We start from the raw sequence: 25120 nt of genomic DNA, 5'->3' as shown, positions 1-25120 counted from the left end.
AGATTATAGCTCAAATAAAAAGCCATGTCCAACTTTCTGTACGAAAAAAAGAATTCAAGTTTTGCTTGAATTCTTTTTTGAGCGGTCCCGACGGGATTTGAACCCGCGATCTCCTGCGTGACAGGCAGGCATGTTAACCCCTACACCACGGAACCATATGTATAAAAAATGAATAAAAAAGTGACCCGTACGGGATTCGAACCCGTGTTACCGCCGTGAAAGGGCGGTGTCTTAACCGCTTGACCAACGGGCCAGATAAAAAACGAAAAATGAATATATATTCAGTTGAATTCATTTCTCTTACACCAGCTTTTTTATTATAACATAATCTGAGTGACTGTCAACGGCTTTTCCTAATTTATTTACAAATTTTTCATTAAGCGCTTTTTATGCATTTTTTATTAGTATAAACAAAGTCAGCAATGCTTTACAGACACGCTGACTTTATTTTACTTTTCTCTATGATCAACCATGATAAAACTTCTTGTATCATAGCGGTGTCTTGACCTAGAGTATTCCACTGGTCTACCATCTTTTAAATACACTACTTGTTCCACTTCTAAAACTGGATCGTGTTCCCCGCACGCTAAATATTCTTGATCGTATTCAGATGGCTTATCAGCATTAATTTTTCGAAATGCGCCGCTTAGTACGAGTCCTAGTGAGTCTTGCAAATAAGCATAAATCGAGTGATGTAAAATTTCTTTTGTTAGACCTGGAACTAAATCTGCTGGCATTGTTGTATGTTCTAATACGTACGGCTCACCATCTAACAGGCGCAACCGAATCAATTTATACACTGGTTGATCTGCTTTAATTAAAAGTTGTTCCTGTGTTTTTTCATCTGGGAAAGCAATATCGAACGCTATAATCTTACTCGAGATTCGATTATCTCCCATCATTTTTGTTAACCCGTCATAATCCCGCAAACTCGCATCTTGCTTATTAGCTAAAGCATTTTTCATGACAAAAGTTCCTGCACCACGTTGTCTGTAAACAAGTCCTTCAAGTGCTAAAACATCAAAAGCTTTTTTTATTGTCATTCTGCTACAATCATAGGCTTTACATAAGCTTACTTGATCAGGAAGAATGGATTCTGGTGGATAAGTACCGTTGTTTATTTTTTCGCGGATATCTGCTGCAATCAATTCATACTTAACCAATTCGATCGCTCCTTCGCTTGAATTAAAAATGTCTAGCCATTTCTAGTCAAATTATAGCATATCGAAAACAAAAACATAACTTATTTGGTAATAGCTTCCGATTCCCTCGCGATATTCGCACGATCAACAAGTTTAAGGAATGGATACCAAATAATTAAGACAATAAAGAAATCAACCACTTGAAGTGCCCCGCCAAGCCATGAGTTCGTCGCCAAGATTCCATTAATGATAATTGGCACAGTCCACGGAACAGAAACTCCGGTTGGTGCTGGCACAATTCCAGCAGCCATCACAAAGTAATTAAGCGTCGTAACAATTAATGGCGCCAGTATCCAAGGAATTAAAATCGTTGCATTTAACACAATTGGCATCCCGAATAATACCGGCTCATTCACGTTAAAAATACCAGGTCCAAGTGCTAAACGACCGATTTCTTTACTCTGTTTACTCTTCATTAGAAAAGCGAGCGCGATAACTACTGCGAGTGTCATCCCAGATCCGCCCATTCCAACAGTAAATACTTCCATGAATGGTTTCGTAATAATATGTGGCAAAGGATTACCAGCTTTGTAAGCATCTAAATTTTCAAGCATTAACGTATTCCAAATCGGGTCCATTACCGAGTTTACAATAATTTGACCATGTAAACCGAAGAACCACAATACTTGGACAAAGAAAAGCGCAATCAGAGTTGGAATAATACCTGATCCTAACCCAACTAGTGGCTTTTGAATAACTGTGTACACGACATCATGTAAGTTAGTATTAAAGAAGAATTGAACGATTATGTTAATTACTAAAAAGATACTTAAGGTCAAAACAGCTGGAATTAAAGCTGCAAAAGATTTAGCAACTGCTGGCGGCACACCAGCTGGCATCTTAATAGTCCAGTCCCGTTGAACGAAGAAACGATATAATTCCCCCGCGATAAAACCTGTAATCATACCAATAAACATACCTTTTGCACCAAGTCTGTCTAAAGAAAGCGCGCCTGTCACTAGTTCCCCATTTGCACTATTAAAGAAAAATGGCGTTAAGATCAAGAAACTAGCAAGCGCTACGGCACCACCATAAATAGCTTCTACTTTATAATACTTGGATAAAGAATAACCAATCCCAAAAACGACAAAAACGGTCATAATACTCATCGTCGCATTTTGCGCATTACCTAAATACAATTGCAAAACAGCTTTTGTTTCATCACTCCAAAAAGGTAGATTCATTAAAACCACGGCAATTGAACCAAACATTGTTAGTGGAAACGCTAACATAAATGCGTCTCGCAAAGTTGTTAAATAACGGTTTTCCCCTAACTTTGCAGCAAGAGGCATTAATTTATCCCCAAGCAACTCCATAAATTTATTCACTTTTCTTCCCCCAAACGTATTTTATTCTACAAGAAAACGTTTTCTATTTATTATTATACTCATTTAATTTTAAATGTCTAGTCTTTTGTAAATAAAAGACCGAACAAAAAGACTTTCATCACGTTGATGAAAGTCTCAAACTTATTTTTTCTTTTTCTTTGCTAGCTTTTCTGCTGCTTTTTGTTTATTTTCTGCTAATCGGAAAAGCGTCATTTCTCGTATTAAATCATAAGGAACTTCTTCATTAATCGGGAATTGAACAGCACCTTTAGAATATTTATACTTTCCTAATTGCTTCTCAAATGCAGAAATGCCACTAGGCGCCGGATAAAACCCGTAGTGATTTTTCGCAACAGCAAAGTGCACTAGATTGCCTTCGAAATAAAAAGTTGGCATTTGATAACTGATTTTCTCTGTTGCTTCTGGGGCAGCAGCTTGAATTGTCTCTCGTATTTTTTGAAGTACTGCTTTTGTTTCTGCTGGCGCTTGGGTAATATATTCTTCAATCGTTGTAAATTCTAGTTTATTATCCATAGTCCTCTCCTTTCTGAAACGTTTTTCTTATTATAGCAAATTTCCTAATTAATTTTAACTTATCCCAATTTCACCGGCCACGATTTTCAGTAAGAAATTCGCAAATGAATCTGCTACAACCAAACTTTCTTCAAATTCAGGTTCCGAACCATGAACAACACTTCCGTCATTTAAAGCGATAGCATAATATTCATAACAACCGTCAACACTCATCATAATAGGCAAATGTGCATTCCAAAATAGTTTTACTTTATTCTCTAAATCTTTATCACCTTCTGCTGCTTCTAAACTCATTTGTTCAAACGCGTTGCTACAGAGGTTAGGTTGTTCATAAAAGGTCTTAAATGCATCTAATAAATTTACATATCTTTTTAAAATTTGCTCTGGAAAGTTTTTCTCTACAGCAGACAAATCTAATTGCCAATTATTATTTTTCGCTCATTCAAAAAAATGATTTATTGGTTCGATTTAAGCTACCTCCTCTAACTAGCATTCCATTCGTCTCTAACTTTCATCAAAATCTTACCTAACCGATTCTTTCCAGAGCCATTTCCACCATCGCCCCAATAATTATCTTTTTCCGTATGTTCCACTAAAATTGCATTTCCTGTGGATAAAAGTATTTCTTTCACTTCCGAATGTTGCTCTACTTTTGCTCTTATTGCTTTTAACATCACTTCATCTTTCATGCTTTCCCAGCCTTTTCGTAATGGGAAGTCTCTATTTCTCCCCAATTTTGCCGCTTCTATTGGTTTTTTTGCGCTAATTATTTTTTTAATAATCTTTTTATCCATAAATTTTTGGGCTTGGAAGTAGTGTTCTGTCGTTAGGTAAGTCACGCCATCTATAACAACTGGATGTAAAGAGAAATTAGAGAAACAGCCATAGTCTGCATTTTCACTATAAAAATGGATAACCTTCATTTTGCACCTCCGAGTATTTACGTTATGTTTATTGCAACTTGAGCTTATCTTTCAAAATAACTTTAGCATACATATAGTCGCAAATCCATCGCTATTTTCCACCAAAAAAGACACTGTTTAGGAAACTAAACAATGTCTTTATGAGTTATTACGGAGAAGGAGGGATTTGAACCCTCGCGCCGCGCGAGCGACCTATACCCTTAGCAGGGGCACCTCTTCAGCCACTTGAGTACTTCCCCAATACCGCGAGCAGGATTCTCGTTCCTGCGACCAATTGGTTAATAGCTGATTGCTAGACCAACGAGGTTGCTGCGGAATTAACCGACTTCCATTAGTATACGCAGAAATCGCCAAAAATGCAAGGTTTTTCAACGGTTTTCTGTATAAATTTTCTTGGAGCCCAGTTGTTTTAATTTCCCACCACAACTCCCGCAGCGATAACGGTTTACATTGAATCTACGCTGTTTTAAAAATGATTTTCCGCAGTTTTCACATGTATATTCATGCATAGTGATTTCACGCGGAATGGTGGCGCAAAATCGTGGCGCATTGACTTTTTTCAATAATTCACGGAAATCTTTGTCCCGATGTTGATAACCCTTTTTTTCTAAATGAAGGTGATAATGACATAGTTCGTGCTTCATAATGCCGAAAAAGTATTCTAAACCAAAGTTTTCTAAGTATTTAGGGTTCATTTCGATATCATGGCTTTTGAGTAAATATCTGCCACCTGTCGTCCGTAAGCGTGCATTAAAAACAGCTCGGTGACGGAATTCTTTTTGGAAAAATTGCAGCGACACTTCTTCCATGTGTCGCTGCAATTCTATTTGTTTCATTATTTAACACTTCCATTTGGGTTACGCATTGTTAAAGCAATTCGGTTTTTCTTCGTATCTACTTCATCAACCCAAACAGTTACAACATCTCCTACTGAAACGACATCCATTGGGTTTTTAACAAAGGAATTACTCAGTTTTGAAATGTGCACAAGTCCGTCTTGTTTTACGCCAATATCAACAAAAGCGCCAAAGTCAACAACGTTACGAACAGTTCCTTGTAATTCCATTCCTTGTTTTAAATCTTCCATCGAAATAACATCTTGTTTTAAAAGTGGTGCCGGAAGTTCATCACGAAGATCACGCCCTGGAGCTATTAAATTATCAATAATATCACGCATTGTTTCTTTACCAATGCCTAGTTTTTCTGCTTCTTCTGGAATGCTAAGTGCTTGTAACGCTGCTTTAAGGTCCTCACTACCAATATCACTCAAATCAAAACCGGCTGCTTTCACGATTTGCTCAGCTGCTTTATAGCTTTCAGGGTGAATAGCTGTTTTATCAAGCGGATTGTCGCCTTCTAGGATACGTAAGAAGCCAATACTTTGTTCATATGATTTCGCGCCGAGACGAGGAACTTTTTTCAATGCTTTACGTGATGTGAACGAACCATTTTCTTCGCGGTATTTACGAATATTATTAGCGACTGTTTTATTTAAGCCTGCAACATATTGTAAAAGGGAAGCAGACGCTGTATTTACATTGACTCCTACTTGGTTAACAGCAGTTTCAACAACAAAAGTCAATGTTTCATTTAATCGTTTTTGGGCTACATCATGTTGGTATTGTCCCACTCCCACTGACTTAGGATCGATTTTTACAAGTTCTGCTAATGGATCTTGCAAGCGTCTTCCGATAGAAACCGCGCTCCGTTCTTCTACTTGATAATCTGGGAACTCTTCGCGAGCTGTTTCACTTGCAGAATACACACTTGCGCCAGCTTCATTAACGATACAATAATAAGCATTAGAATTCGATTCACGAATAACCTCAACGATAAATTGCTCTGTTTCACGTGATGCCGTTCCATTACCAATCGCAATAACTTCTACTTGATAAGTGGATAAAATCTCAGCAATCTTTTGTTTTGCTTCTGGTCGGCGTGCTTTAGCTGTATGTGGATAAACAACACCGATTTCTAGCACTTTACCTGTTTGATCTAGTACAGAGAATTTACAACCTGTTCTAAAAGCTGGATCCACACCAAGAATTATTTTTCCTTTTAAAGGTGGTTGTAGAAGCAATTTGCGCAAGTTCTCAGAGAAAATATGAATCGCTTGTTCTTCGCCTTTCTCAGTTAATTCGCCGCGAATTTCACGTTCAATTGCAGGTCCGATAAAACGTTTATAAGCATCTAAAATCGCCTCTTCTACATAAGGACGTGTTGCAGAATTACGGTTTTGGATAACTTTTTCAAATAAATATTGGAAGATTTTTGTTGTATCTACTTGTACTTGTACACGTAAAATATCTTCTTTTTCTCCGCGATTAAATGCAAGTATGCGGTGACTAGCTACTTTGCCAATCATTTCGTTAAATTCATAATACATTTCGTAAACGCCTTTTTCATCTGCTTCAGCGTTTTTTGCTCTAGATTCAATCATGCCAAATTTGCGAGTAAAATTACGAATCCACTCTCGAAAACTAGGCTCATCACTGATTTGTTCAGCGATAATTTCATGTGCGCCAAGTAAGGCTGATTCTGCTGTCTCGACTTCTTTATCTTCTGAAATGTAGTTTGCTGCTTCTTTCAGTGGATCAGCATCGCTTGGAAAGCTCATTAGCCAATCTGCAAGCGGTTCTAATCCTTTTTCTTTGGCAATTGTTGCTTTGGTGCGTTTCTTTTGTTTGTAGGGGCGATATAAATCTTCTAATGCTTGGTGTTTTTCTGCTTGGATGATTGCCGCTCTCAGTTCGTCTGTTAATTTCCCTTGTTCATCTATTAAGCGAATAATTTCTTCTTTACGATTTTCTAATTTAGTAACGTATTCAAATGTTTCTTCAATATCGCGAATTTCCACTTCATCTAGGCTACCAGTCATTTCTTTACGGTAACGTGCAATAAATGGGACCGTGTTGCCTTCTTCCATTAATTTAATAACGGCATTAATTTGCGCTGGTTTATAACTAAGCGATTTTTGGACTAATTTTATTATTTTATCTTGCATTTGTTCCATACTTGATAGCCTCCAATATTCATTCTCTACATAAGTGTAACATAATTACGTTTCAACTGACAAAAGCTATCTATTCGGCTCACTTAACGCATTTTTCGCGTATTGAATCGCATCTTCTGTGTGCAAAAAGAAGTGTTCCTCACCAATTCGGTCATAAAGTCCGCTACCTTTCAGACTTTCTTTCGCTTTATCTGTTAGACCAGTAATTAAAATTTGGCCACCTTGTTTGGAAAATTCTTTTTCAATTTGATGGAAATAGCCTTCTGCAGTGGAGTCAATAATAGGTACTTTCCCCATCCGCAAAATAAGGAATTCTGGTTTAACATGAATTGCCTTCATAATATTTTGTTGAAAAATTTGCGCTGCCCCAAAGAAAAGTGGCCCACGAATAGTAAAGATACTAATTTTCTCGTGTAAGTGTGGAGCAATTTCGGCGCCCTCTGGTTCGATTTCTTCGATTTGCATCGAGCTTCCCATTTGTTTAGCAAAAAGGACAACTGCTAGTAATAATCCTACTTCAACCGCCACAGTTAAGCTTGCAAAAACGGTTAGTAAGAAAGTAATTACAAGTACTAATGTGTCTCCCGATTTTAGTTTGATGATGTGTAGAAACGTTTTTCGTTCACTCATATTCCATGCAACAAGCATTAAAATAGGCGCCATTGCTGCAATTGGAATATTTATAGCTACAGGTGCTAAAACAAGTAAAGTAAGCAATACAAAAACCCCATGAATAACACCCGAAACTCGACTCGTTGCACCATTATTAATATTTGTCGCTGTTCTTGCAATTGCACCTGTTGCTGGAATACCACCAAACATTGGTGTGACAATGTTTGCGATACCTTGACCGATTAATTCTCAGTTACTATTATGCTTTGTGTTCGTCATACCATCTGCAACTACAGCTGAAAGAAGTGATTCAATTCCTCCAAGCATCGCAATAACAAAAGCCGGTCCAATCAATTTACTCATATTAGCAAATGTCATATCAGGAAATTGAAAAGGCGGAAAAGTGCTTGGAATTTCTCCATAAGCCGATCCAATAGTTGGAAGTGCATCTGGGAAAAATAGCATCGCAATTCCAGTTGTAATAACAAGCCCAATGAGCGGCGCTGGAATTCTTGGTAAGACTTTTGGAAAAATAAATAATACAATCATACAAATACAAGAAATAAATACACTATAAAAATTCCATGAATCTAAATGTAGCCAGATTTCTTTCATATTTGCTATAAAAGACTCATGCTTTTCCATTCCAGTTAACCCAAGAAAATTCCCCACTTGCCCCATAAAAATGGTTACGGCAATCCCAGCTGTAAAACCAATAGTCACTGGTCTTGGGATAAATTTAATTAAAGTTCCAAGTTTGAAAAAACCCATCAAACAAAGTAAAACCCCTGCCATCATCCCAGCAACAAGTAAATCCTGATAACCATAAGTTAACACAATTCCAAGTAATACGGGAATAAACGCCCCAGTCGGTCCAGCAATTTGGAATTTTGATCCGCCAAAAACAGAAACAATAATCCCTGCAACAAAACTAGAATAGATTCCATACTCTGGCTTTACACCGGATGCAATTGCAAAGGACATTGCTAGTGGTAAAGCAATTATGCCCACGATAATACCCGCAAGCAAGTCTTTTCTAAATCTCGCCCACGTGTAGCCTTTCACACTATTCTTTAAAACTTTTTTCAATTTGCTCCTTCTTTCTTCACCATATTTACCCGCGCGAAAAAAGCGCAAAGCAATATTGCTTCACGCTTATTAAGTGATGTCTCTCACATAAATAAGTATAAATAACTAGCGCTCTATTCTAATATACCATAAATAAGAGACCTTCTCACCTCCAATCGAAAAAAACACCTTTTAAACAGTTGCTTCGTTTAAAAGGTATTTCTTGTTATTCTGGAAATTTTCCAACCATAAAAGTTACATCATCTGTTGGAATATCTGATATATTTTGTTCAATTAAATGTCCGATTTTCACGACACAAAGAGGTGACTCGAGACTTTTTCGAACACGAGAAAGAACAAGTCCATCTGAATGCATCAAAAACTTACTGCCTGGTTTATATTTAAATGATTGTAACCGATACTTCTGTTTTCTACCCGATAAAAAACCAGAACCGGAAAGTGGAAAAATAAGTTTATCTTCTATACCAATCATATAAAAGCGAATATTTCCCATACCTGTATAATAGAGTGTCTTGGTTAAGAAATCACCTTTGATAATTGCTATAGCCGCTCCACGAAGCCCTGAAACGGCCTGGTTAGCTTTTTCTAGCATATCAGTAATATCTGCATGTACATCTTCTTTTATAGCGTCAACAGTCGCTTTAGCCGCTCTGTTAGCTTCAAGACCACTTCCGAGTCCATCAGAAAGAACATACAAAAAACCATTTTTGTCTTGATGGGTAAAATAAACATCCCCGCAGTATTGTTGTAATGCTTTAGAACGTTGAAATACAAATAAATTATTTGATTCAACTGCCTTGTTCATTTACTCCACTTCCTCATTCTGCAACGCCTCTCGAAGTTTTTTGATAGCTTGACGTTGGATTCTAGACACATGCATTTGTGATATATCGAGTAGTTCCCCAGTTTCTTTTTGACTGCGATTTTCAATAAATGTATATTGCAAAATCATCTGTTCTCGCTCATCTAAGACAGGGAGAACTTTCTCTAGAAGCATACGTTGATTCACACGTTCGAATCCATCATCCGTACCTCCTACAACATCAAGTAACGTAATCGTACTTCCATCTGAATCAGCTTCAATTGAATGGTCTACAGAAAGTGCTTGGTAACTTTTCCCCATTTCCATTGCTTCTAAAACTTCTTCTTCAGTGACGCCGATAAAATCAGCAATATCGCTAATTTGAGGAGAGCTTTGTAATTCTCTTGTTAACTCTTCCACAGCATTCTTAATTTTTGGACCTAATTCTTTAATTCGGCGCGGTACATGAACGCTCCATGTTTTATCGCGTAAAAAACGTTTAATTTCACCAACAATAGTTGGCACAGCAAATGCTTCAAAGCTTTTCCCAAAAGTAGCATCATAACGTCTAATAGCACCTAGTAAACCAATATTTCCAACTTGCACTAAATCCTCATGAAAAGATTTACCTTGCGAATACTTGCGTGCAATAGATTCTACTAAATTTTTATAATGAACCACTAAATTATATTGGGCATCTTGGTCGCCGTTTTCTTGATAAGCGGCAATCCAAATATATACTTTTTCTTTTGCTTCTTTATCAGGTTGAGATACTTTTGGCATTCTCCTCCACCTGCTTTTCATTAATATATTTGGTCATTACGACAGAAACCCCTTCATCGTAATAAAGTTTCACATCATCCATTAATGTTTCAATTAAAAATAAGCCTAGACCTCCGATACGCATCATTTCCGCATCTTCATCTACTTCATATGGACCGATTTCTTGTTTACGGCTTTCTAAATCAAAACTTGTGCCATTATCTGAAACACGTACTTCTAATTTATCTTCATAAATAAGATACTCTACTATAATTTCACCATCTTCTTCACCTTTAAATGCATGTTTGACAGAATTCGTGATGGCTTCACTTACGGCTATTTTCAAATCTTCAATTGCTTCATAAGAAAATCCTGCGCGACTTGCGATTCCTGATAATGAAAGTCTACCTAGGCTTACATACTCAGGCTTGGCAGGAAGTTGTAATGTAATTTTGTCATGCGTTGTTGCCATTCATTTCACCCTCTACATTTTTGATTTCAATGATATCTGACAATCCTGTGATTTCAAACAATCGGAAAAGTCGGTCGCTTAAACCAAACAAGATTAGTTCGCTTTGACGTTGACGTAAGCTTTTGAAAGCCCCTACGAATACGCCTAAACCAGTACTATCCATGTAGCTTACTTCGGTTAAGTCAATTCTAAGTACAATACCCTCTTTTACTTGATAAACTTCAAGAGCTTCTTTTACCTTTGGCGCTGTATAAGCGTCGATCTCCCCAGCAACAAATATATCTATGTGGTCAGTATCACGCTCTTTTATTTCTATACTAATATTCATTACTCCACCCCATCTAAATTTAAGTGTACTGTGCATTTTACCCTAACAAATAAAATTAAAACATAAAAAAATAAAAACGTTCCTTTCTTTAAATACGTTTACTCACCAGTAAATGCTCTCTAAAGAATGAGGTACGTCTTTACTTTTCTTATTTAGTTCGTTTAATACAAATAAGTGTAAAATCATCGTGTAACTCAAAATTTTGTATTTTAACTAATTGATTGTATATTGCTTGTACCATTTTTTCAGCAGATAACGAAATATGGGCAGCGATAATTTCTGTTAACTCTTCTCGTTCGATAAAACCATCTGCTGTCCTAGTTTCAGTTACTCCATCGGACATTATAAATATTGCATCCCCAACTTCAATTTTCTTATCAAATTGACGATAAACTGCATTTTTATCAACGCCTAATGGTAAGCCTTTCGCATATAAATCAGAAAAACTTTGTTCTTTATGTTGATAATATAAGCCTAGTTCATGCCCAGCTGAGCCGTATTCAAACAAATGTGTATCTTCATGATAAAGTCCATAAAACATTGTAATAAACATATTATCGTTAATGTTTTCTTCGGCTACTTGGTTCAAAGTTTCAAGTACGACAGAAGGTTTTCTATCATCACCTGTCATCCCAGCTAAAGCATATTTTATCATAGAGATACTAAATGCAGCCGGAATACCTTTCCCAATAACATCCGCAAGAGCAATACCAATTTGCTTGTCGCCTTCTTCTGTAAAGCTATAATAATCACCGCTCATTTGCCTCGCTGCTACACTGATAACACCAAAATCCAGGCCTTTATGTTCTGGCATTTCTGTTTTCATCATTGTTTTTTGCATATCTTCCGCTTGAGCAATTTCACTTCGTAATTCTTTTTGTGCTGTTCTTAAACTAAGATGTTCCATATAAGCCAGTCCGTATCCTACCATTATTTCAAGTAAAACATCAAATGATAACCGTACAAAATCCGGCAGGTCTTTTCCATATAATTCAAGAACTGAGCGATGCAAATGGACAATTTCTTCTGGTGATACTCGCTCTTCCATAGCTTCTCTGGATAATTTTTCGCAAGTATATAGAAGTTCTTCATCTTGATGTTCTAAATATTGAATTAGAATATCACGGTATTTTCCCTCAAAAGCTTTTTCCATTTTTTTCTAGCGCTCCTTACCGAACCCACTTCGTTGTTGTAATTACCGTTCCTTTTGATTCACCTTCAATACTGGATTCAATATCAAAACTGTCCATTAAACGTTTAACTCCTGGGAGACCTGCTCCAAGACCACCAGATGTTGTATAACCGTCTTGCATTACTTTTCTAATGTCTACAATACCCGGGCCTTTGTCTTTGGCAACAATAATCATACCTTGTTTACCAGATTCACTTACCTTCTCAATGCAGATTTCTCCTCGTCCAGCATAAAGGAAAATATTTCTTGCTAGTTCACTAATGGCTGTAGTAATTCTTGCTTGGTCTACTGTTCCAAAACCAATTTCTTTGGATATTTTTCTACCAAGCTGTCTTGCAGCCACAATGTCCCACTCATTAATTATCTTTACACAGGATTGGAATGTCATGTTCATTCCCCCAATTCCTGTTTAAGTTTTTCCAGACCGCTTTCAAGGTCCATTGCCGAAAGCACTCCACTAAATGTAATTCCGAGCTCAATTAGTGTAATAGCAACTGCTGGCTGTATCCCAGTTACAACCACTTTTGCACCCATAAGTTTAGACATACTTACTACATCTCCAAGAATTTTTGCAATAAATGAATCAATAAAATCGATGGAAGTAATATCAATAACTACTCCTCTGGCCGACGTTTCATGAATCTTTGCAAGTAAATCTTCTTGGAATTCTACCGCAGTATGATCATCTAATTCACTCTGGATAGAAATTAATAAACATTCACCTAACTTTAAGATTGGTATCCCCACAGTATTCACCCCTCTTTTTCTACTATCTCTCTGTTCGTCAAGGCTAGCGCACGCTCCATGCCTTTTTTCATCGTGTTGGTCGTGATAATTTGATCTAATTCTATTCCTAAGTTAACGATGGTTTGCGCTATTTCTGGTCTAATTCCTACAAGCATTGCTTGACAACCAACAAGTCTCACTGCTTCTGAAGCTTGAATAATATGATGCGCAACCATTGTATCAACTACAGGAACTCCCGTAATATCAATCAAAACCACTTCTGACCGATTTTTTACTACACCTATTAGTAAGTTTTCTATGATTAACTTAGCTCTTTCTGTGTCAATCGTTCCAATTAAAGGCATTACAGAAATTTTTTCAAATATTGGTAACAGTGGTGCTGATAATTCCTGTAAAGCGATTTTTTGGATAGAAACTGTCTTTTCCCACGTATCTGCGTAGGCAGTGACCACTTTGTTATACATAGAGGAAAGCCATGTTTCAAAGCGATAATAGGCATCATCTTCTGGTTTTTCTTCTCTTTTTAAGAATAAATCTTCATCTCTCATTGCTGTATATACTAAAAGCCCGAAAACACGTAGGCCTGTGGTGACAAAATGAATTGGCCAACCTAAGTGGACCACTTTTTCTGCAAAATCATCTAGTTTCTCGTTAAATTTAGAGTCAGTATCTGTGATGTTAAGTACGATTAAATCAACAAATTCAATGCTAGTTTCTTCATACATTGGTTCTTTAGCAATATCATTTATAAGTTGATCTGTTTGTTTCTCCATTTCATTCATCCAGTTATTTAGTAGGTCTGTTTTATTTGTACGGATGAAGTTTGCAAAATCTTTATACATCAGTTATTTTCCAACCTTTCTCCACTAGTAACAAAATTTTCTCTTTTTTTCTGTAATTGGATTAACTACTTTTCAAAAAAAGACATTAGAAACAAATTTAGCGAATATGTTTATACGCGTGTTTGTAGGTTTCTGATGTCCTTTCTGTTAGCCATTGTAGTTAATTTTTTCATTATGTATTAAGTATCTTTTTACGTCAGACCCTTTTGTCCTGCATTCATCATTTTATGTTATTTTTTAGGATGGATTAAAATTCTACTACTCCTAGGCTGACTTCAAGCGCCTTATTTACCTTGGCCATTAGTTCCTCGTCCAAATGTGTAATTTTATCTGTCAGGCGTTGTTTGTCAATCGTTCTAATTTGTTCTAAAAGAATGACAGAATCTCTCTCAAAGCCATCTTTACGAGTAGCTTCCACGTGTGTTGGCAACTTCGCTTTTTGAATTTTTGCGGTTATTGCTGCCACAATCACAGTTGGACTGAATCTATTACCAATATCGTTCTGTATGATGAGAACAGGCCTTATTCCCCCTTGCTCGCTCCCGACCACGGGGGAAAGGTCCGCGTAGTATACGTCACCACGCTTCACCATCAGCCATTAACCTCCTAAAATACTAATATTCCTATCTTCTGCTTCTGCTTCGACATGGGTACACTCGCATGCAATAGCAAAATTAATTGTTGCCATTTCTGCATAGCCGCGTTCCATCTCGTCTCTAAGTTCACGAGCCCTTTTCTCTTGCAAAAACTGTTGCGTTGCTTCCATTATAACTTCACTCCGCCCCATTTTTTCTTTTTCTACAACTACGTCGAGTTCCTGTACCATTTCCTGTGTCAGTTCTACGGATATTATTGTCCGTTTTTCTTTCTCTAACACGTGTCACACCCCCAAAGCCTCGTACCTGTAAGTAACAACTATATCGTACCATTATCACGCCTTGAAGAAAAGAGTTATTTCACAAATAATTGTTAAGAATGTTACAGTTTTAGTTATAGCGCTCCCTTAAGTCCTATATATAGCTATAAAGTTTCATATGTTAGATTATAAACGCTTCTCTTAAAAAAAGCACGAATATTAGCTTCTAATTGATGTATTTCCTTGGTATGCGGTCAGATAACAAGCAGGTAACTTCGTAATTAATTGTACCTAAGTAATCAGCGGCGTCGTCTGCTGTTATTGTATTTCCGTGATCCGTGCCAATTATCGTTACTTTTGAACCAGTTTGAAATTCACGAGGAAGTTTTATAATTGTTTGGTCCATGCAGACCCTTCCGATGATTGGAGCAAGTTCTCCGTCCACTAACACATGATATCCGCTATAGTGACGAATTAACCCATCCGCATAGCCAATCGGCAAAGTCGCTACCCACTCTTTTTCAGTTGCTGTATAGGTCGCGCCGTAGCTAACACTATCACCTGGCGCAAGTTCTTTCACATGAACCATTTCCGTATAAAGTGCAAGTGCAGGTTTGAGCTCGAATGGCAAACTATTCTTTATTTCAAGAGAAGGCGTTAAACCATACATTGAAATCCCAAAGCGTACTGCATCAAAGTCCATTTGTGGTTGTAATAAAGAAGCCGCTGAATTGGCAGTATGAACAAATGTCGGACGTGATTCAAAGCTAGTTAAAATAGTAGTGAATTTATCTAATTGTTGTTCGAAATAACTAGTTTCTAATTGGTCTGCTGTCGCAAAATGTGTATAGATTCCTTCTAAAATCAATTGGTGATCTAAAGCTATTCTGGCTTCTATTTGTTTTGCTTCTTCTGTGCTACGAATACCAAGTCGTCCCATACCACTATCCACTTTTAAATGGATTCGAAGTGGCGCTTCTAGTGTAAGGTTATGAAGCCAATCTTCTCTAAAAACAGTGAGTGAAATATTGTTTTTTGCTGCGAGATTTGCGTCTTCTTGTCGCGTTGCACCTAAGACGAGAATAAAATCATTCCGAAATCCAGCTTCTCTAAGTGCCAGTGCTTCGTCAAGAATAGCCACACAGAAACCTTTGGCTCCTGCTTCTTTTGCTGTCTTTGCGGTTTCGATAATACCATGACCATACGCATTGGCTTTTACAACTGCCCATAACGCCACATTTTCTGGTAAACGATGTTGCTCATTTTTTATATTTGCGCGAATTGCTTCACGGTCTATTTCAATCCATGTCGGACGATGCCAGCCTGTCACCATAATCATTCACTTTCCTTTCTATATTTCAATTATCACTTGGGCTGCGGCTGATCTGGCTGTATGCGTGATGCTCACAAAAACCGTTTCCCCTGATTTTATCGGCATTGTCACATGTGGTCGTCCATCTTCCACTTGCAAAATTTCCACATCTGTAAAACTTAAATGTTTCCCAAAACCAGTTCCATTTGCTTTCGCATACGCTTCTTTCGCTGCAAAGCGTCCAGCCAAAAACTCAATTTTGCGGCTTCCTTCATATTTTTCAAATTGCTTAATTTCTTTTTCAGTAAGGACTCTTTCAATAAAACGCGGATTTTTTTCTAGTACTTGTTTTACACGCTCTAAGTCAATCATATCTAGTCCAATTCCTTTAATCATTTGACACCTCTTCTAAAATATCTGTGAGCTCAGTAACCGCAGTTTGCGCTCCAGCAATACAATCGGGAATACCGACGCCTTCATAACTCATACCTGCAAAATAAACCCCTGGATAATCTGCTTTCATATTCTTTTTTAATTGATTTAAACGGTTTTGATGACCCGTTAAATATTGCGGCATGGCGGACTTCATTCGACTCACTTCATAAAAAAGTGGCGCAGCATGAAGATCCATAATTTCCGCATAATCTTTTAAAACAGCAGTAACGATAGCTTCATCACTTGCCTCTTCTAACCAAGATTCTCCTGCTTTCCCCACAAAACCACGTAATAACATTTTATTTTCTGGAACCATATGCGGCCATTTTTTTTGCACCCAAGTACAAGCAGTTGTTTTATATGGGGCTGTCCTTGCAACTAAATAACCTGTCCCATCTGGTAAAACGGGTACATCTACTTCATTGTATGCTAACGAAACCGTCGCAAGTGTTGTCAAAGGCTGTCCTGCAAAAGGTTCTGTCGTTGTTTCCTTTAATAAATGAATGAGCGCATCATGTGTGGCTGCAATAATAATGCCATCTGCTTCCTTTTTATCTCCATCTGCAAAAGAAATTTCATACGTGCCATTCTTTTTCACGATGTTCGTTGCTTGTTTTTTTGTATACAAGTTTTCTGCTGGTAGTGCATCTGCAATTGCTTTTGGCAAAGTATCAAGTCCGCCTTCTAATGTTCTAAAAGCACCAATTGTCGCTTTAGTACCAGTAGTTTGCATATTGCTTTCTTTCAGTCCATCCATTAGATTTCCATATTTTTTGACAGTCTGTTCAAATTGTGGAAATGTAGCACGCAAGCTCATTTTATAAATATCACCTGCATAAATACCTGATAACAGCGGTTCGATAATTGTTTTTACTAATTCTTTTCCAAATCTAGCCTCAAAAAAATCCCCAAGTGCTTGATCCGTTTCTTTATTATTTGGTTGAATGGTTGGTTCTTGAAGTGCGCGCGCTTTTCCTATTTCCGAAACTAGCGTCGTTGCTAGAAGCGCTTGTTTGTTTGTCGGAATCCCCATCACAGAACCTTCTGGAATTGGGTGGAGTGCTTTTTCATGATAAATATAGGATCTTCCAGTGGCATTCGCAATCAATTTATCATCTAATCCTAAATCCTTCACAAGACCCACACCAGCAGGTTTTCTAGCTAAAAAGGAATCTGGACCTTTTTCAATTAAAAATCCATCTCGTTTAACAGTTTCAAATTTCCCGCCTAATTTCTCGTCTTTTTCTACTAATTCCCACGTATAATTCGGATGTGTTTTTTGTAGTTCATACGCTGCTGCAAGCCCTGATAAGCCGCCTCCGATAATAACTATATGTTTCACTACTTAACCAATCCTCTCTAGCTTATGCTTTGTTTATTCTATCTATTTTACCAGATTTCTGCTTAATTGAACAAAAAATAAAAGAACACCCGCTTCTTAAAAACCATGCTAACGTGCGCAGTTTTTTAAGATTCGAATGTTCCGTTTATTAATTATTCGTTTTTGATGGGCTGTACCAATTATGAATCGTGATAGCTTGATCTTTATTTATATAACGAACAAATGCCTCCGTGCTCGTACTTCCTGATTTGAGCCACACATTTAAATGTCGTGATGTCCCTTTTTCCATCCAAATGCTTTGTCTTATACTTAAGCCTTGAATTCGTTCTTTACGGATAATGTGAGTTAACTTTGAAATAAATGGTCGCGATTGAACGAGCAGTGTGTGTTTATGAGTGAAAAGACCAGTTGCTCGGTAGCTAGAGATGGCTTTTATTCCAGCTAAAATTGGTAAAATGAAACTTACCAGACCCAGTGGGAAGAACATTATACTTGCTACAAGGGCTGGAATGATAGTCCAGATTAAGTAAATTCGCAAAAATCTGCGCAAACTTGATTTTGGAGCACGTTCCATTTCTTCAATTTCAAATACGTAATTTGGTAGCATTTCTTTTAATGTTTTTAAAGCTAAATCTTTTTTCATAATTGGTAAAAGTAAGATGTCTCCCGATTGTTTTTCATCGCCTGAATTGCCAGCTGTAATTACTTTGACCGCTACTAAACCGAGCATTTGTCGTAATGGTGATTCAATAATGGTAATGCCTTGGATACGAGCAAGTGAAATCGTCGTATGGTTCCGTTCTAATAGTCCTTTTTCGATGACAAGCGAATGGGGATATTTCATTAGTTTGAATTGGAAATATTTGAAAAGCGTTGTCACAATGGAGATTCCCCATAAAACTAAAAGTAATAAGATAATCAAAATGATAAACACAATAATGCCCATTTTCCACAGTTGTTCTGCTTGCGTTTCCATCCAGTCTGTTGGAATAACATCCCGGAATTGTTGCATAAAAGCAAGAACGATTAAAAGTGTACCGAAAACGCCACCTGATGTTACTGCCATTAAAATAAGTTGTTTTGTTTGTAACACCACTGTTTTTTCTGGCGCTTCTACCTCTGCTTCTGCTACTTCTTTTTCTTCAGTTTCTGGCGTGACTTCTTGAATTGCCGCTTTTTTGCCATCACGTAAATCTTTCAACTCATCCACTACGCCAACTGGAACTGCGACTAAATCGGCTTCTGCTTTTCCATTTCCGCCAGCTGTTTCAATTAAAACTTGGCAGACATTAAATGGAATAAAGAAAAACCATTGTTTCTTTTGAACAGTTTGAATGCGTTCATAAGGTATGTAAGTGTTTTTTCTGAAAATCAAACCATATTTAATACGAATCCCTTGATCTTCGAGTGTGTATTTATATGTAATGTACTTTAAAACCGCGGGAGTTAAAACGAGCAGTACAACAATAACAATGATAAGGTATACAGCCCAGTTTGGTAAGTAACCTCTGCTATTAATTGCGCGAAATACAGAAAACAAACCAACTACGATTGGAACAATATTACGTCTTATATTTGTGATAATTTCTTTAATCAGCGCAATTGGATGAAGGCGTCTTTCTTCAAACATCTTCTTTCGCCACCTTCACAAGTTCAAGGATATGATGTCTAAGCTCATCTGACTCTGCCGCGTTTACTGCTTCAATTTTATGCGTCTTTGCAGCTGTAGTAATTGATAAAGACACTAATTTTTGTTTTCTAAGAAGTGGGCCTTGCTCTGTTTCTACATGCTGAATGCGAATCATGGGAATTAAAACACGACTTCTAAAAATAATACCATGTTGAATTTCCATTTCGTCCGGTTTAATTTGATAACTCCAGCGTGCAAAACGAAATGGAATAATGAACAAATAAATAAAAGCGGCGTATAAAATAGTAAATCCAAACCCAATAGCGCTCCACCATACCGAAGCCCCAGCGTAATACAAAATAATCGCTGCTGCAATCGAACAAAGTAGAAAAACAAAAACAGCAATTCCTTCTGTTTGCCGCCAGACTGTTTTAATTTTTTCTGGTAATTTCTTTTCTAAATTTTGAAGTTCCATTGATCTACTCCTTTTTCTTTTTATCTTACGTTATAAAATGCTAAATGAAAAGCGTATTTTAAAAACAATCATATTTTATTCATAGTTTGTTCATATTTCTTTTTTATAATATAAAAAGAAGAGGTGAGAATGATGAAGAAAAAAGGTTATATTCTATTAATAGTGGCGCTTATATCGCTAACACTCAATTGGCTTCCAGAAATTGCTCATGCGCAAAAAGAAGCAACGGAAGTCACTTATACAACTGCAACAACGAGCGAATTAATGGAAATGTTTCTTCCTTATTCCATTCAAAATCCTTATATAGAAATGACAAAAAATAGCGCAGAATTAATGTTCCAAACAGAAGAAACCGCGACTGTCATTGCTAAAACGAATAATCACACTCAAAAAATTACTGGTAATACGGAAAATCATCAGTTTACCATAGAAAATTTAAAACCCGGGAATAATTTAGTTACTATTACCGCGACAACATCCGATGGAAAAACAGAAAGTAAAACCATTACCATTAATCTTCCTGATAAACCAAACAAAAAATCCAAATCGTTTCATGATCATTCAAATAACCAAACATTGACACATCGAAAAAAAGGACATCTTTTATAATAGAAAAGAAGCGCTCAAGAAAAGAAGCGCTTCTTTTTTTAACTTTTTCGTGCGAATGTAAAACCAAGTGCAATCAAACTTAGTCCAGTTACAAATGGAATTAGTGGGTTAGTATCACCGGTTTGCGGCAAAACGCTAGTCGATTCTACCACCCCATCTATTCTCGTTGTACTAGTCACTTTTTGCTCAGCTGGTACGGTAATTTTTGATAAAAGTGTTTTTTCAATGGTTAATTGTAGTTTTTGTCCTGTTTGTAAATTATCCGATGTTAGATTATTCCAGTCTTTAATGTTTGCAACAGTGACATCGAATTTTTTAGCAACTCCAGGCAAAGTATCGCCTTTTTTCACTTCATAGATGACTTTTATTTTGCCGTCCTGTTCAGAATCTTTGACAATTTCAAGAGGTCCAAAGTTAGTTTCGACAATTTTTTCAATTGGTTGCTTATCAGCAGGGACAAATGGCGGTTCTTCTTTCACTGGCGGCGTTGATGGTGTCGTAGGTGGTGTGGTTCCTGATCCTTGCCCGCCACTCCCGTAATCATTAACAGTGGCATTTCTAGACACCGCCTCCAAATTATCACCAGATAACGTCGCTTTGTTTGTATAGCTTTTTTGTTTGGTGGTAATTTTGGTATCATAAGTAATGACTACTGATTGATCATTAAGAGTTCCAATTATTAATTCAAAATTGCGGTTACTATCTAGCGCAATTGGTTGTACACTTGTAGATATTACTTTTTTAGTTGCATCTCGGTATTTAATGGTAGCATTTCCAAGGAGGTTATGACCTAATCCAAGTGTATCTGTATAAATCGCATTATCAATTTGTGTTAACGCATTATTTAATGTAACTGTCCAATGTAAAATGCTCGTGTCCTTCTCATCCATTCGACCTTGCTTAAAAACAACTGTGGGTGAACCTGTCCCGCCACCAGACGAAACTTTGCTAATATACGTATTAAATGTTTGTGTTGTATCATTCACTGGGAATGAAATGGCATTCACTTGATCCGTCTGGATATTCTTACTATTAAAAGTGGCATTATAAAACAAGCTACCACTTAGATCCGTGTGTGTATTGACATAGTCTGTAAAAGTTAAGGTGATAGTTCCTGTTGCAGGATCAATGGTGGCATTTGCAATAGTATTTCCTGATGCGTCATTCACTGGAAAACCACCAAAATTAATTAATTTCAGCTGTTCCGGAATAGTTAAAGTCATTGTTTCTCCACTTGCAACTGGCTGTGTGATAACAAAATCATAAGCAACACGCACTTTACTATTTTCTTTAAAGTTCGTTGCAATATCCCCGTTTTGATTTTGCAAAGCTACATTTGTAAAAAATTTACTCCCGTAATCTGTTGCAGCCTCTGCTTTTGGACTGAAAAATCCGCTTACAATAAAAAATATAATCGCGAAAACTAGCCACCTTTTTTTCATTTATTTCATTCCCCCCTTAAAACATCTATATGTACATTCCCAAAACGTCCTATTGGCAAACGTTGCGCTTTATTTCACAAAATGTCCTAGGAGAATTGATAGGTGAATCATATAATCTTAGAACCGAAATTACTAGCAATAAAATTCATTTAAGCAAGATCAAAAAAACTCACACAATAATTGAGTGAACTTGATGCATATACTAAATCATAGCCTTCTTCATTATGAATTAATACAATCATCCGTATTTCCAAAAATTCTATACCCATCCATGTATGAAGATAAAATGATTTTCTTTTATATATGTTTCTGATTTTCTGCGCTTCCTTTTCATTTAATGAACTAGAACTATCCGCCCTATATTCTTAAGGAGATTACTGCTTGAAAACAAGCCAAAGAGCATAAGAAATCAAAAAGGTTGTCACTTTCAACTTCTCATTTCACATCATCTGTTGTGATATATACAGGTGGATTTAATTTTTCTAAATCTATCTATAAAAAAACAGAGGTTCCAAAAACACCTCTGTCATTTATTTTTCTTTATTAAAATTTCGGTTTTTTAATCAATCATTTTACGGAAATTCAAACGTTTATTTAATATATACATCAATGGAATCCCGATTCCCATTACAATAAGTTCACTTGCAGAAGCGAATAACCATGTTTCCAGGAATGGATAGTCTAAAGCGAGAAATAATTCCCATGCGATAAACACCATTGTTATGGAAAAAAGAATTGTATTAATAATCATCCGCGGAATAATTCCTTTAACATATTTAGAAATACCAATCATAATTAACAGCGATATAACAGATTGTCCCACACCAAAAACCAAATCAATCCACCCTAATCCAGAAAAGAACAAATTCATAATAAAAACACCTATGATAATACCCCAAAAGTATTTTTTATTAAAAACGATTAGATGATTAAAGATTTCTGGTAATCTAAATTGTAATGCCATAAAGCTAATTGGTGCCACAACCATTCCAAGTACCACATACAGTGCGGCAATAATTGCATTGACCGTCAAAATTTTCATTTTCATTATTATTTCCTCCTAGTTTTTTTACGTGGGATGGTATGAATGAACCACGTGTGACAAAATTTGCCAACATGCTATTTTCTCATATCTGGAAGTTAATGTAAATATAAAAAAACGGCTACCTCTCTAGATAGCCGTTAGTCTATTAATCTTATTTAGATTTTTGTGAGTAGTTGCCTTTGTTGCCGCCACTACGTTGTTCGCCACCACTGCGACGATCACGATTGCCGCCAGCACCGCTTCCACCACCAGAACCGCCGCCACTACGACGACCTTTTCCGCTGTTGTTACGATCACGGTAGCTTCCGCCTTTGCCGCTTCCACCGCGATAGCCGCCACCTTTGCCGCCTTTACCATTTTTACCTTTGTAGCCACCGCCACCACGAGATGGTAATGGACGTTCTTCTGTAATATGGACAGGTGTTTTATCTGGTTCTTTAGCTAACATTTTAAGCATTGCTGCTGCGATGTCTGTTGCATCGTATTTTTCGAGAAGTTGGTTAGCAAACGTTTTGTAGTCAGCTAAGTTTTCTTCTGTAATTGCTTCTTGAATTTTTTCAGTTGCTACGCGTAATTGACCTGCAAATGCTTCGTCCCAAGTAGGAGCTTGAAGTGGTTGCATGCGTTTTTTCGTAGTTTCTTCCACAATACGTAAATAACCCATTTCACGAGGTTGAACGAATGTAATCGCCATACCTTCTTTACCAGCACGACCAGTACGACCAATACGGTGAACATAGCTTTCTGGATCTTGTGGAATATCATAGTTATATACATGTGTTACGCCGGAAATATCAAGTCCACGTGCTGCTACATCTGTTGCAACTAGAACATCAATTTTTCCTTCTTTAAATTTACGTAATACACTCATACGTTTTGCTTGCGTTAAGTCGCCGTGGATACCTTCAGCCACGTAACCACGCATATCAAGCGCGCGAGATAGTTCGTCTACACGACGTTTTGTACGACCAAAAACGATTGCTAGTTCTGGTGCTTGAACGTCTAATAAACGAGATAATACGTCAAATTTTTCTTTTTCGTGCACTTTTACGAAGAATTGTTCGATTAATAGTGCAGTCATTTCTTTCGCTTTAATACGAATAAGTTCTGGGCTGTGCATGAAACGTTCACCAATACGGCGAATCGGGTCAGGCATCGTTGCAGAAAATAGTAATGTTTGACGTTCTGCTGGTACTTCTTTTAGAATAGTTTCGATATCATCAATGAAGCCCATGTTTAGCATTTCGTCTGCTTCATCTAGTACAAGTGTTTCCACGTGATCTAGTTTGAGTGTGCGACGGTTAATATGATCCAAAATACGTCCTGGCGTACCAACTACGATTTGTGGGTTTTTCTTAAGTGAACGAATTTGACGGCTGATATCACTACCACCGTAAACCGCTAGCACACGTACATGTTTGTCATAGCTAAGTTTATAAAGCTCTTCGGAAACTTGAATTGCAAGTTCACGCGTTGGAGCAATAATTAAAGCTTGTACGTTATTACTCTTTTGGTCAATTTTGTGAATCATTGGAAGACCAAAAGCGGCTGTTTTACCAGTACCTGTTTGTGCTTGTCCGATTAAGTCTTTACCTTCTAATCCTAATGGAATTGTCTTTTCTTGGATTGGTGTTGCTTCTTCAAACCCCATCCGATTTACTGATTTTACAATTTTTTCGTCCAGTCCGAACTCCGAAAATTTTGTCAATGTCATTTCTCCTTTACCTGTTTAAAGTTTGGTAGGAGAGCTACTTTTATAATTCATCACAATACGCTTATTACGATTGTTTGTCTGTTCATATGCAGTTGTTTTTATGAAAACTGCTATCTTTCATTTTCATTTTTCTGCAATAGAAAAGCCTGGGCGCACCAAGCAAAATGATTCACGGCATCAGAAATTTTCTCTACCATTATAGCAGTTCTAACGCATCAAATAAAAAAGCCCTCATTAATCACTAGGCTAAATATAAACCTAATAAACTTCCATCTATCATCATAACACACTAACTATTTCTTTTCAATGTCAAAAGCTTATCTTTCCTTGTTATTATCGAATAAAAAAAGCTATTTCCTTCTAAATGTACGCTTATCAAGGGTCTCTAGCTATTTTATGGTTAGAATTTTTTAA

The 25120-nt window shown here is 37.0% G+C and carries 26 protein-coding genes, 3 tRNA genes and 1 pseudogene; 1 reads left to right on the top strand and 29 read right to left on the bottom strand.

Annotated elements, in window-relative coordinates:
* Nucleotides 1-82 precede the first annotated feature (82 nt).
* The 26 genes and pseudogenes from LWE_RS04515 to LWE_RS04390 form a co-directional block, all read right to left on the bottom strand.
* A tRNA-Asp gene (locus LWE_RS04515) sits at nucleotides 83-155 on the bottom strand.
* A 26-nt stretch (nucleotides 156-181) separates the two neighbouring features.
* Nucleotides 182-253, bottom strand: a tRNA-Glu gene (locus tag LWE_RS04510).
* A 196-nt stretch (nucleotides 254-449) separates the two neighbouring features.
* Nucleotides 450-1163, bottom strand: coding sequence for a GntR family transcriptional regulator (locus LWE_RS04505; RefSeq protein WP_011701718.1), 714 nt, complete (start codon nucleotides 1161-1163; stop codon nucleotides 450-452).
* Nucleotides 1164-1243: 80 nt separating this feature from the next.
* Nucleotides 1244-2530 (bottom strand): PTS cellobiose transporter subunit IIC, encoded by a 1287-nt coding sequence (celB, locus tag LWE_RS04500; protein WP_011701717.1) that lies wholly within the window; start codon nucleotides 2528-2530, stop codon nucleotides 1244-1246.
* Between the two features lie 141 nt (nucleotides 2531-2671).
* Nucleotides 2672-3064 carry an iron chaperone gene (locus tag LWE_RS04495; protein WP_011701716.1) on the bottom strand — a complete coding sequence of 131 codons (393 nt, stop codon included), beginning with the start codon at nucleotides 3062-3064 and terminating at the stop codon, nucleotides 2672-2674.
* A gap of 54 nt (nucleotides 3065-3118) precedes the next feature.
* Nucleotides 3119-3475: an SMI1/KNR4 family protein gene (locus tag LWE_RS04490; protein ID WP_011701715.1), complete on the bottom strand. Its 357-nt coding sequence runs from the start codon at nucleotides 3473-3475 to the stop codon at nucleotides 3119-3121.
* A gap of 71 nt (nucleotides 3476-3546) precedes the next feature.
* Nucleotides 3547-3987: an NADAR family protein gene (locus LWE_RS04485; protein ID WP_011701714.1), complete on the bottom strand. Its 441-nt coding sequence runs from the start codon at nucleotides 3985-3987 to the stop codon at nucleotides 3547-3549.
* A gap of 151 nt (nucleotides 3988-4138) precedes the next feature.
* Nucleotides 4139-4226 (bottom strand) — tRNA-Ser (locus LWE_RS04480).
* A 129-nt stretch (nucleotides 4227-4355) separates the two neighbouring features.
* On the bottom strand, nucleotides 4356-4823 hold the full coding sequence (locus LWE_RS04475) for a SprT family protein (RefSeq protein ID WP_011701713.1): 468 nt from the start codon (nucleotides 4821-4823) through the stop codon (nucleotides 4356-4358).
* On the bottom strand, nucleotides 4823-7000 hold the full coding sequence (locus LWE_RS04470) for a Tex family protein (RefSeq protein WP_011701712.1): 2178 nt from the start codon (nucleotides 6998-7000) through the stop codon (nucleotides 4823-4825). Before LWE_RS04470 ends, LWE_RS04475 begins: the two co-directional genes overlap by 1 nt.
* A 66-nt stretch (nucleotides 7001-7066) precedes the next feature.
* Nucleotides 7067-8701, bottom strand: a pseudogene (locus tag LWE_RS04465) (SulP family inorganic anion transporter).
* Nucleotides 8702-8906: 205 nt separating this feature from the next.
* Nucleotides 8907-9506: a PP2C family serine/threonine-protein phosphatase gene (locus LWE_RS04460; RefSeq protein WP_011701711.1), complete on the bottom strand. Its 600-nt coding sequence runs from the start codon at nucleotides 9504-9506 to the stop codon at nucleotides 8907-8909.
* On the bottom strand, nucleotides 9507-10286 hold the full coding sequence (gene sigB, locus LWE_RS04455; RefSeq protein WP_011701710.1) for an RNA polymerase sigma factor SigB: 780 nt from the start codon (nucleotides 10284-10286) through the stop codon (nucleotides 9507-9509).
* Complete coding sequence (rsbW, locus tag LWE_RS04450; protein WP_011701709.1) at nucleotides 10264-10737, bottom strand: anti-sigma B factor RsbW; 474 nt, start codon at nucleotides 10735-10737, stop codon at nucleotides 10264-10266. The genes sigB and rsbW overlap by 23 nt, the downstream gene beginning before the upstream one ends.
* Nucleotides 10721-11065 (bottom strand): anti sigma b factor antagonist RsbV, encoded by a 345-nt coding sequence (rsbV, locus tag LWE_RS04445; protein WP_011701708.1) that lies wholly within the window; start codon nucleotides 11063-11065, stop codon nucleotides 10721-10723. The genes rsbW and rsbV overlap by 17 nt, the downstream gene beginning before the upstream one ends.
* A gap of 148 nt (nucleotides 11066-11213) precedes the next feature.
* Nucleotides 11214-12218, bottom strand: a complete 1005-nt coding sequence (locus LWE_RS04440; protein ID WP_011701707.1) for a PP2C family protein-serine/threonine phosphatase — start codon at nucleotides 12216-12218, stop codon at nucleotides 11214-11216.
* Nucleotides 12219-12234: 16 nt separating this feature from the next.
* Nucleotides 12235-12645, bottom strand: coding sequence for an anti-sigma regulatory factor (locus tag LWE_RS04435; protein ID WP_011701706.1), 411 nt, complete (start codon nucleotides 12643-12645; stop codon nucleotides 12235-12237).
* Nucleotides 12646-12647: 2 nt separating this feature from the next.
* A complete protein-coding gene (locus tag LWE_RS04430; protein WP_003721457.1) occupies nucleotides 12648-13004 on the bottom strand; it encodes an STAS domain-containing protein in 357 nt (118 codons plus the stop codon).
* A 5-nt stretch (nucleotides 13005-13009) separates the two neighbouring features.
* A complete protein-coding gene (locus LWE_RS04425) occupies nucleotides 13010-13846 on the bottom strand; it encodes an RsbT co-antagonist protein RsbRA (protein WP_011701705.1) in 837 nt (278 codons plus the stop codon).
* Between the two features lie 247 nt (nucleotides 13847-14093).
* Nucleotides 14094-14441 (bottom strand): type II toxin-antitoxin system PemK/MazF family toxin, encoded by a 348-nt coding sequence (locus LWE_RS04420; RefSeq protein WP_031695189.1) that lies wholly within the window; start codon nucleotides 14439-14441, stop codon nucleotides 14094-14096.
* Between the two features lie 3 nt (nucleotides 14442-14444).
* Nucleotides 14445-14723 carry a CopG family ribbon-helix-helix protein gene (locus LWE_RS04415; protein ID WP_003766128.1) on the bottom strand — a complete coding sequence of 93 codons (279 nt, stop codon included), beginning with the start codon at nucleotides 14721-14723 and terminating at the stop codon, nucleotides 14445-14447.
* Between the two features lie 205 nt (nucleotides 14724-14928).
* Nucleotides 14929-16035: an alanine racemase gene (alr, locus tag LWE_RS04410; RefSeq protein ID WP_011701704.1), complete on the bottom strand. Its 1107-nt coding sequence runs from the start codon at nucleotides 16033-16035 to the stop codon at nucleotides 14929-14931.
* An 18-nt stretch (nucleotides 16036-16053) separates the two neighbouring features.
* Nucleotides 16054-16410, bottom strand: coding sequence for a holo-ACP synthase (gene acpS / locus LWE_RS04405; protein WP_011701703.1), 357 nt, complete (start codon nucleotides 16408-16410; stop codon nucleotides 16054-16056).
* Complete coding sequence (gene hemG, locus LWE_RS04400; RefSeq protein WP_011701702.1) at nucleotides 16403-17791, bottom strand: protoporphyrinogen oxidase; 1389 nt, start codon at nucleotides 17789-17791, stop codon at nucleotides 16403-16405. The genes acpS and hemG overlap by 8 nt, the downstream gene beginning before the upstream one ends.
* A 148-nt stretch (nucleotides 17792-17939) precedes the next feature.
* A complete protein-coding gene (locus LWE_RS04395) occupies nucleotides 17940-19421 on the bottom strand; it encodes a PH domain-containing protein (RefSeq protein WP_011701701.1) in 1482 nt (493 codons plus the stop codon).
* Nucleotides 19414-19896: a PH domain-containing protein gene (locus LWE_RS04390; protein WP_011701700.1), complete on the bottom strand. Its 483-nt coding sequence runs from the start codon at nucleotides 19894-19896 to the stop codon at nucleotides 19414-19416. Before LWE_RS04390 ends, LWE_RS04395 begins: the two co-directional genes overlap by 8 nt.
* 132 nt (nucleotides 19897-20028) lie before the next feature.
* On the opposite strand from LWE_RS04390, the gene LWE_RS04385 reads away from it, so the two are divergent.
* The gene (locus tag LWE_RS04385) at nucleotides 20029-20505 is read left to right on the top strand and encodes a hypothetical protein (RefSeq protein ID WP_011701699.1); all 477 of its coding nucleotides are present in this window, start codon (nucleotides 20029-20031) and stop codon (nucleotides 20503-20505) included.
* A gap of 38 nt (nucleotides 20506-20543) precedes the next feature.
* On the opposite strand, the gene LWE_RS04380 is transcribed toward LWE_RS04385, so the two are convergent.
* From LWE_RS04380 to cshA, 3 genes are all read right to left on the bottom strand, one after another.
* Nucleotides 20544-21947, bottom strand: coding sequence for a collagen binding domain-containing protein (locus tag LWE_RS04380; RefSeq protein ID WP_011701698.1), 1404 nt, complete (start codon nucleotides 21945-21947; stop codon nucleotides 20544-20546).
* 559 nt (nucleotides 21948-22506) lie between these two features.
* Complete coding sequence (locus LWE_RS04375) at nucleotides 22507-22995, bottom strand: QueT transporter family protein (protein ID WP_011701696.1); 489 nt, start codon at nucleotides 22993-22995, stop codon at nucleotides 22507-22509.
* 148 nt (nucleotides 22996-23143) lie between these two features.
* The gene (gene cshA, locus LWE_RS04370) at nucleotides 23144-24700 is read right to left on the bottom strand and encodes a degradosome RNA helicase CshA (RefSeq protein WP_011701695.1); all 1557 of its coding nucleotides are present in this window, start codon (nucleotides 24698-24700) and stop codon (nucleotides 23144-23146) included.
* Nucleotides 24701-25120 lie beyond the last annotated feature (420 nt).

It is taken from the genome of Listeria welshimeri serovar 6b str. SLCC5334 (assembly GCF_000060285.1).
Lineage (GTDB): Bacteria > Bacillota > Bacilli > Lactobacillales > Listeriaceae > Listeria > Listeria welshimeri.
This window is presented reverse-complemented; position numbering and strand designations above follow the sequence as displayed.

Bases quoted from the DNA above. Each gene is read 5' to 3' on its own strand.
- LWE_RS04495 (WP_011701716.1), bottom strand. From the start codon at position 3,064: ATGGATAATAAACTAGAATTTACAACGATTGAAGAATATATTACCCAA.
- LWE_RS04485 (WP_011701714.1), bottom strand. From the start codon at position 3,987: ATGAAGGTTATCCATTTTTATAGTGAAAATGCAGACTATGGCTGTTTC.
- LWE_RS04475 (WP_011701713.1), bottom strand. From the start codon at position 4,823: ATGAAACAAATAGAATTGCAGCGACACATGGAAGAAGTGTCGCTGCAA.
- LWE_RS04470 (WP_011701712.1), bottom strand. From the start codon at position 7,000: ATGGAACAAATGCAAGATAAAATAATAAAATTAGTCCAAAAATCGCTT.
- LWE_RS04460 (WP_011701711.1), bottom strand. From the start codon at position 9,506: ATGAACAAGGCAGTTGAATCAAATAATTTATTTGTATTTCAACGTTCT.
- sigB (WP_011701710.1), bottom strand. From the start codon at position 10,286: ATGCCAAAAGTATCTCAACCTGATAAAGAAGCAAAAGAAAAAGTATAT.
- rsbW (WP_011701709.1), bottom strand. From the start codon at position 10,737: ATGGCAACAACGCATGACAAAATTACATTACAACTTCCTGCCAAGCCT.
- rsbV (WP_011701708.1), bottom strand. From the start codon at position 11,065: ATGAATATTAGTATAGAAATAAAAGAGCGTGATACTGACCACATAGAT.
- LWE_RS04440 (WP_011701707.1), bottom strand. From the start codon at position 12,218: ATGGAAAAAGCTTTTGAGGGAAAATACCGTGATATTCTAATTCAATAT.
- LWE_RS04435 (WP_011701706.1), bottom strand. From the start codon at position 12,645: ATGACATTCCAATCCTGTGTAAAGATAATTAATGAGTGGGACATTGTG.
- LWE_RS04425 (WP_011701705.1), bottom strand. From the start codon at position 13,846: ATGTATAAAGATTTTGCAAACTTCATCCGTACAAATAAAACAGACCTA.
- alr (WP_011701704.1), bottom strand. From the start codon at position 16,035: ATGGTGACAGGCTGGCATCGTCCGACATGGATTGAAATAGACCGTGAA.
- acpS (WP_011701703.1), bottom strand. From the start codon at position 16,410: ATGATTAAAGGAATTGGACTAGATATGATTGACTTAGAGCGTGTAAAA.
- LWE_RS04395 (WP_011701701.1), bottom strand. From the start codon at position 19,421: ATGTTTGAAGAAAGACGCCTTCATCCAATTGCGCTGATTAAAGAAATT.
- LWE_RS04390 (WP_011701700.1), bottom strand. From the start codon at position 19,896: ATGGAACTTCAAAATTTAGAAAAGAAATTACCAGAAAAAATTAAAACA.
- LWE_RS04385 (WP_011701699.1), top strand. From the start codon at position 20,029: ATGAAGAAAAAAGGTTATATTCTATTAATAGTGGCGCTTATATCGCTA.
- LWE_RS04380 (WP_011701698.1), bottom strand. From the start codon at position 21,947: ATGAAAAAAAGGTGGCTAGTTTTCGCGATTATATTTTTTATTGTAAGC.
- LWE_RS04375 (WP_011701696.1), bottom strand. From the start codon at position 22,995: ATGAAAATGAAAATTTTGACGGTCAATGCAATTATTGCCGCACTGTAT.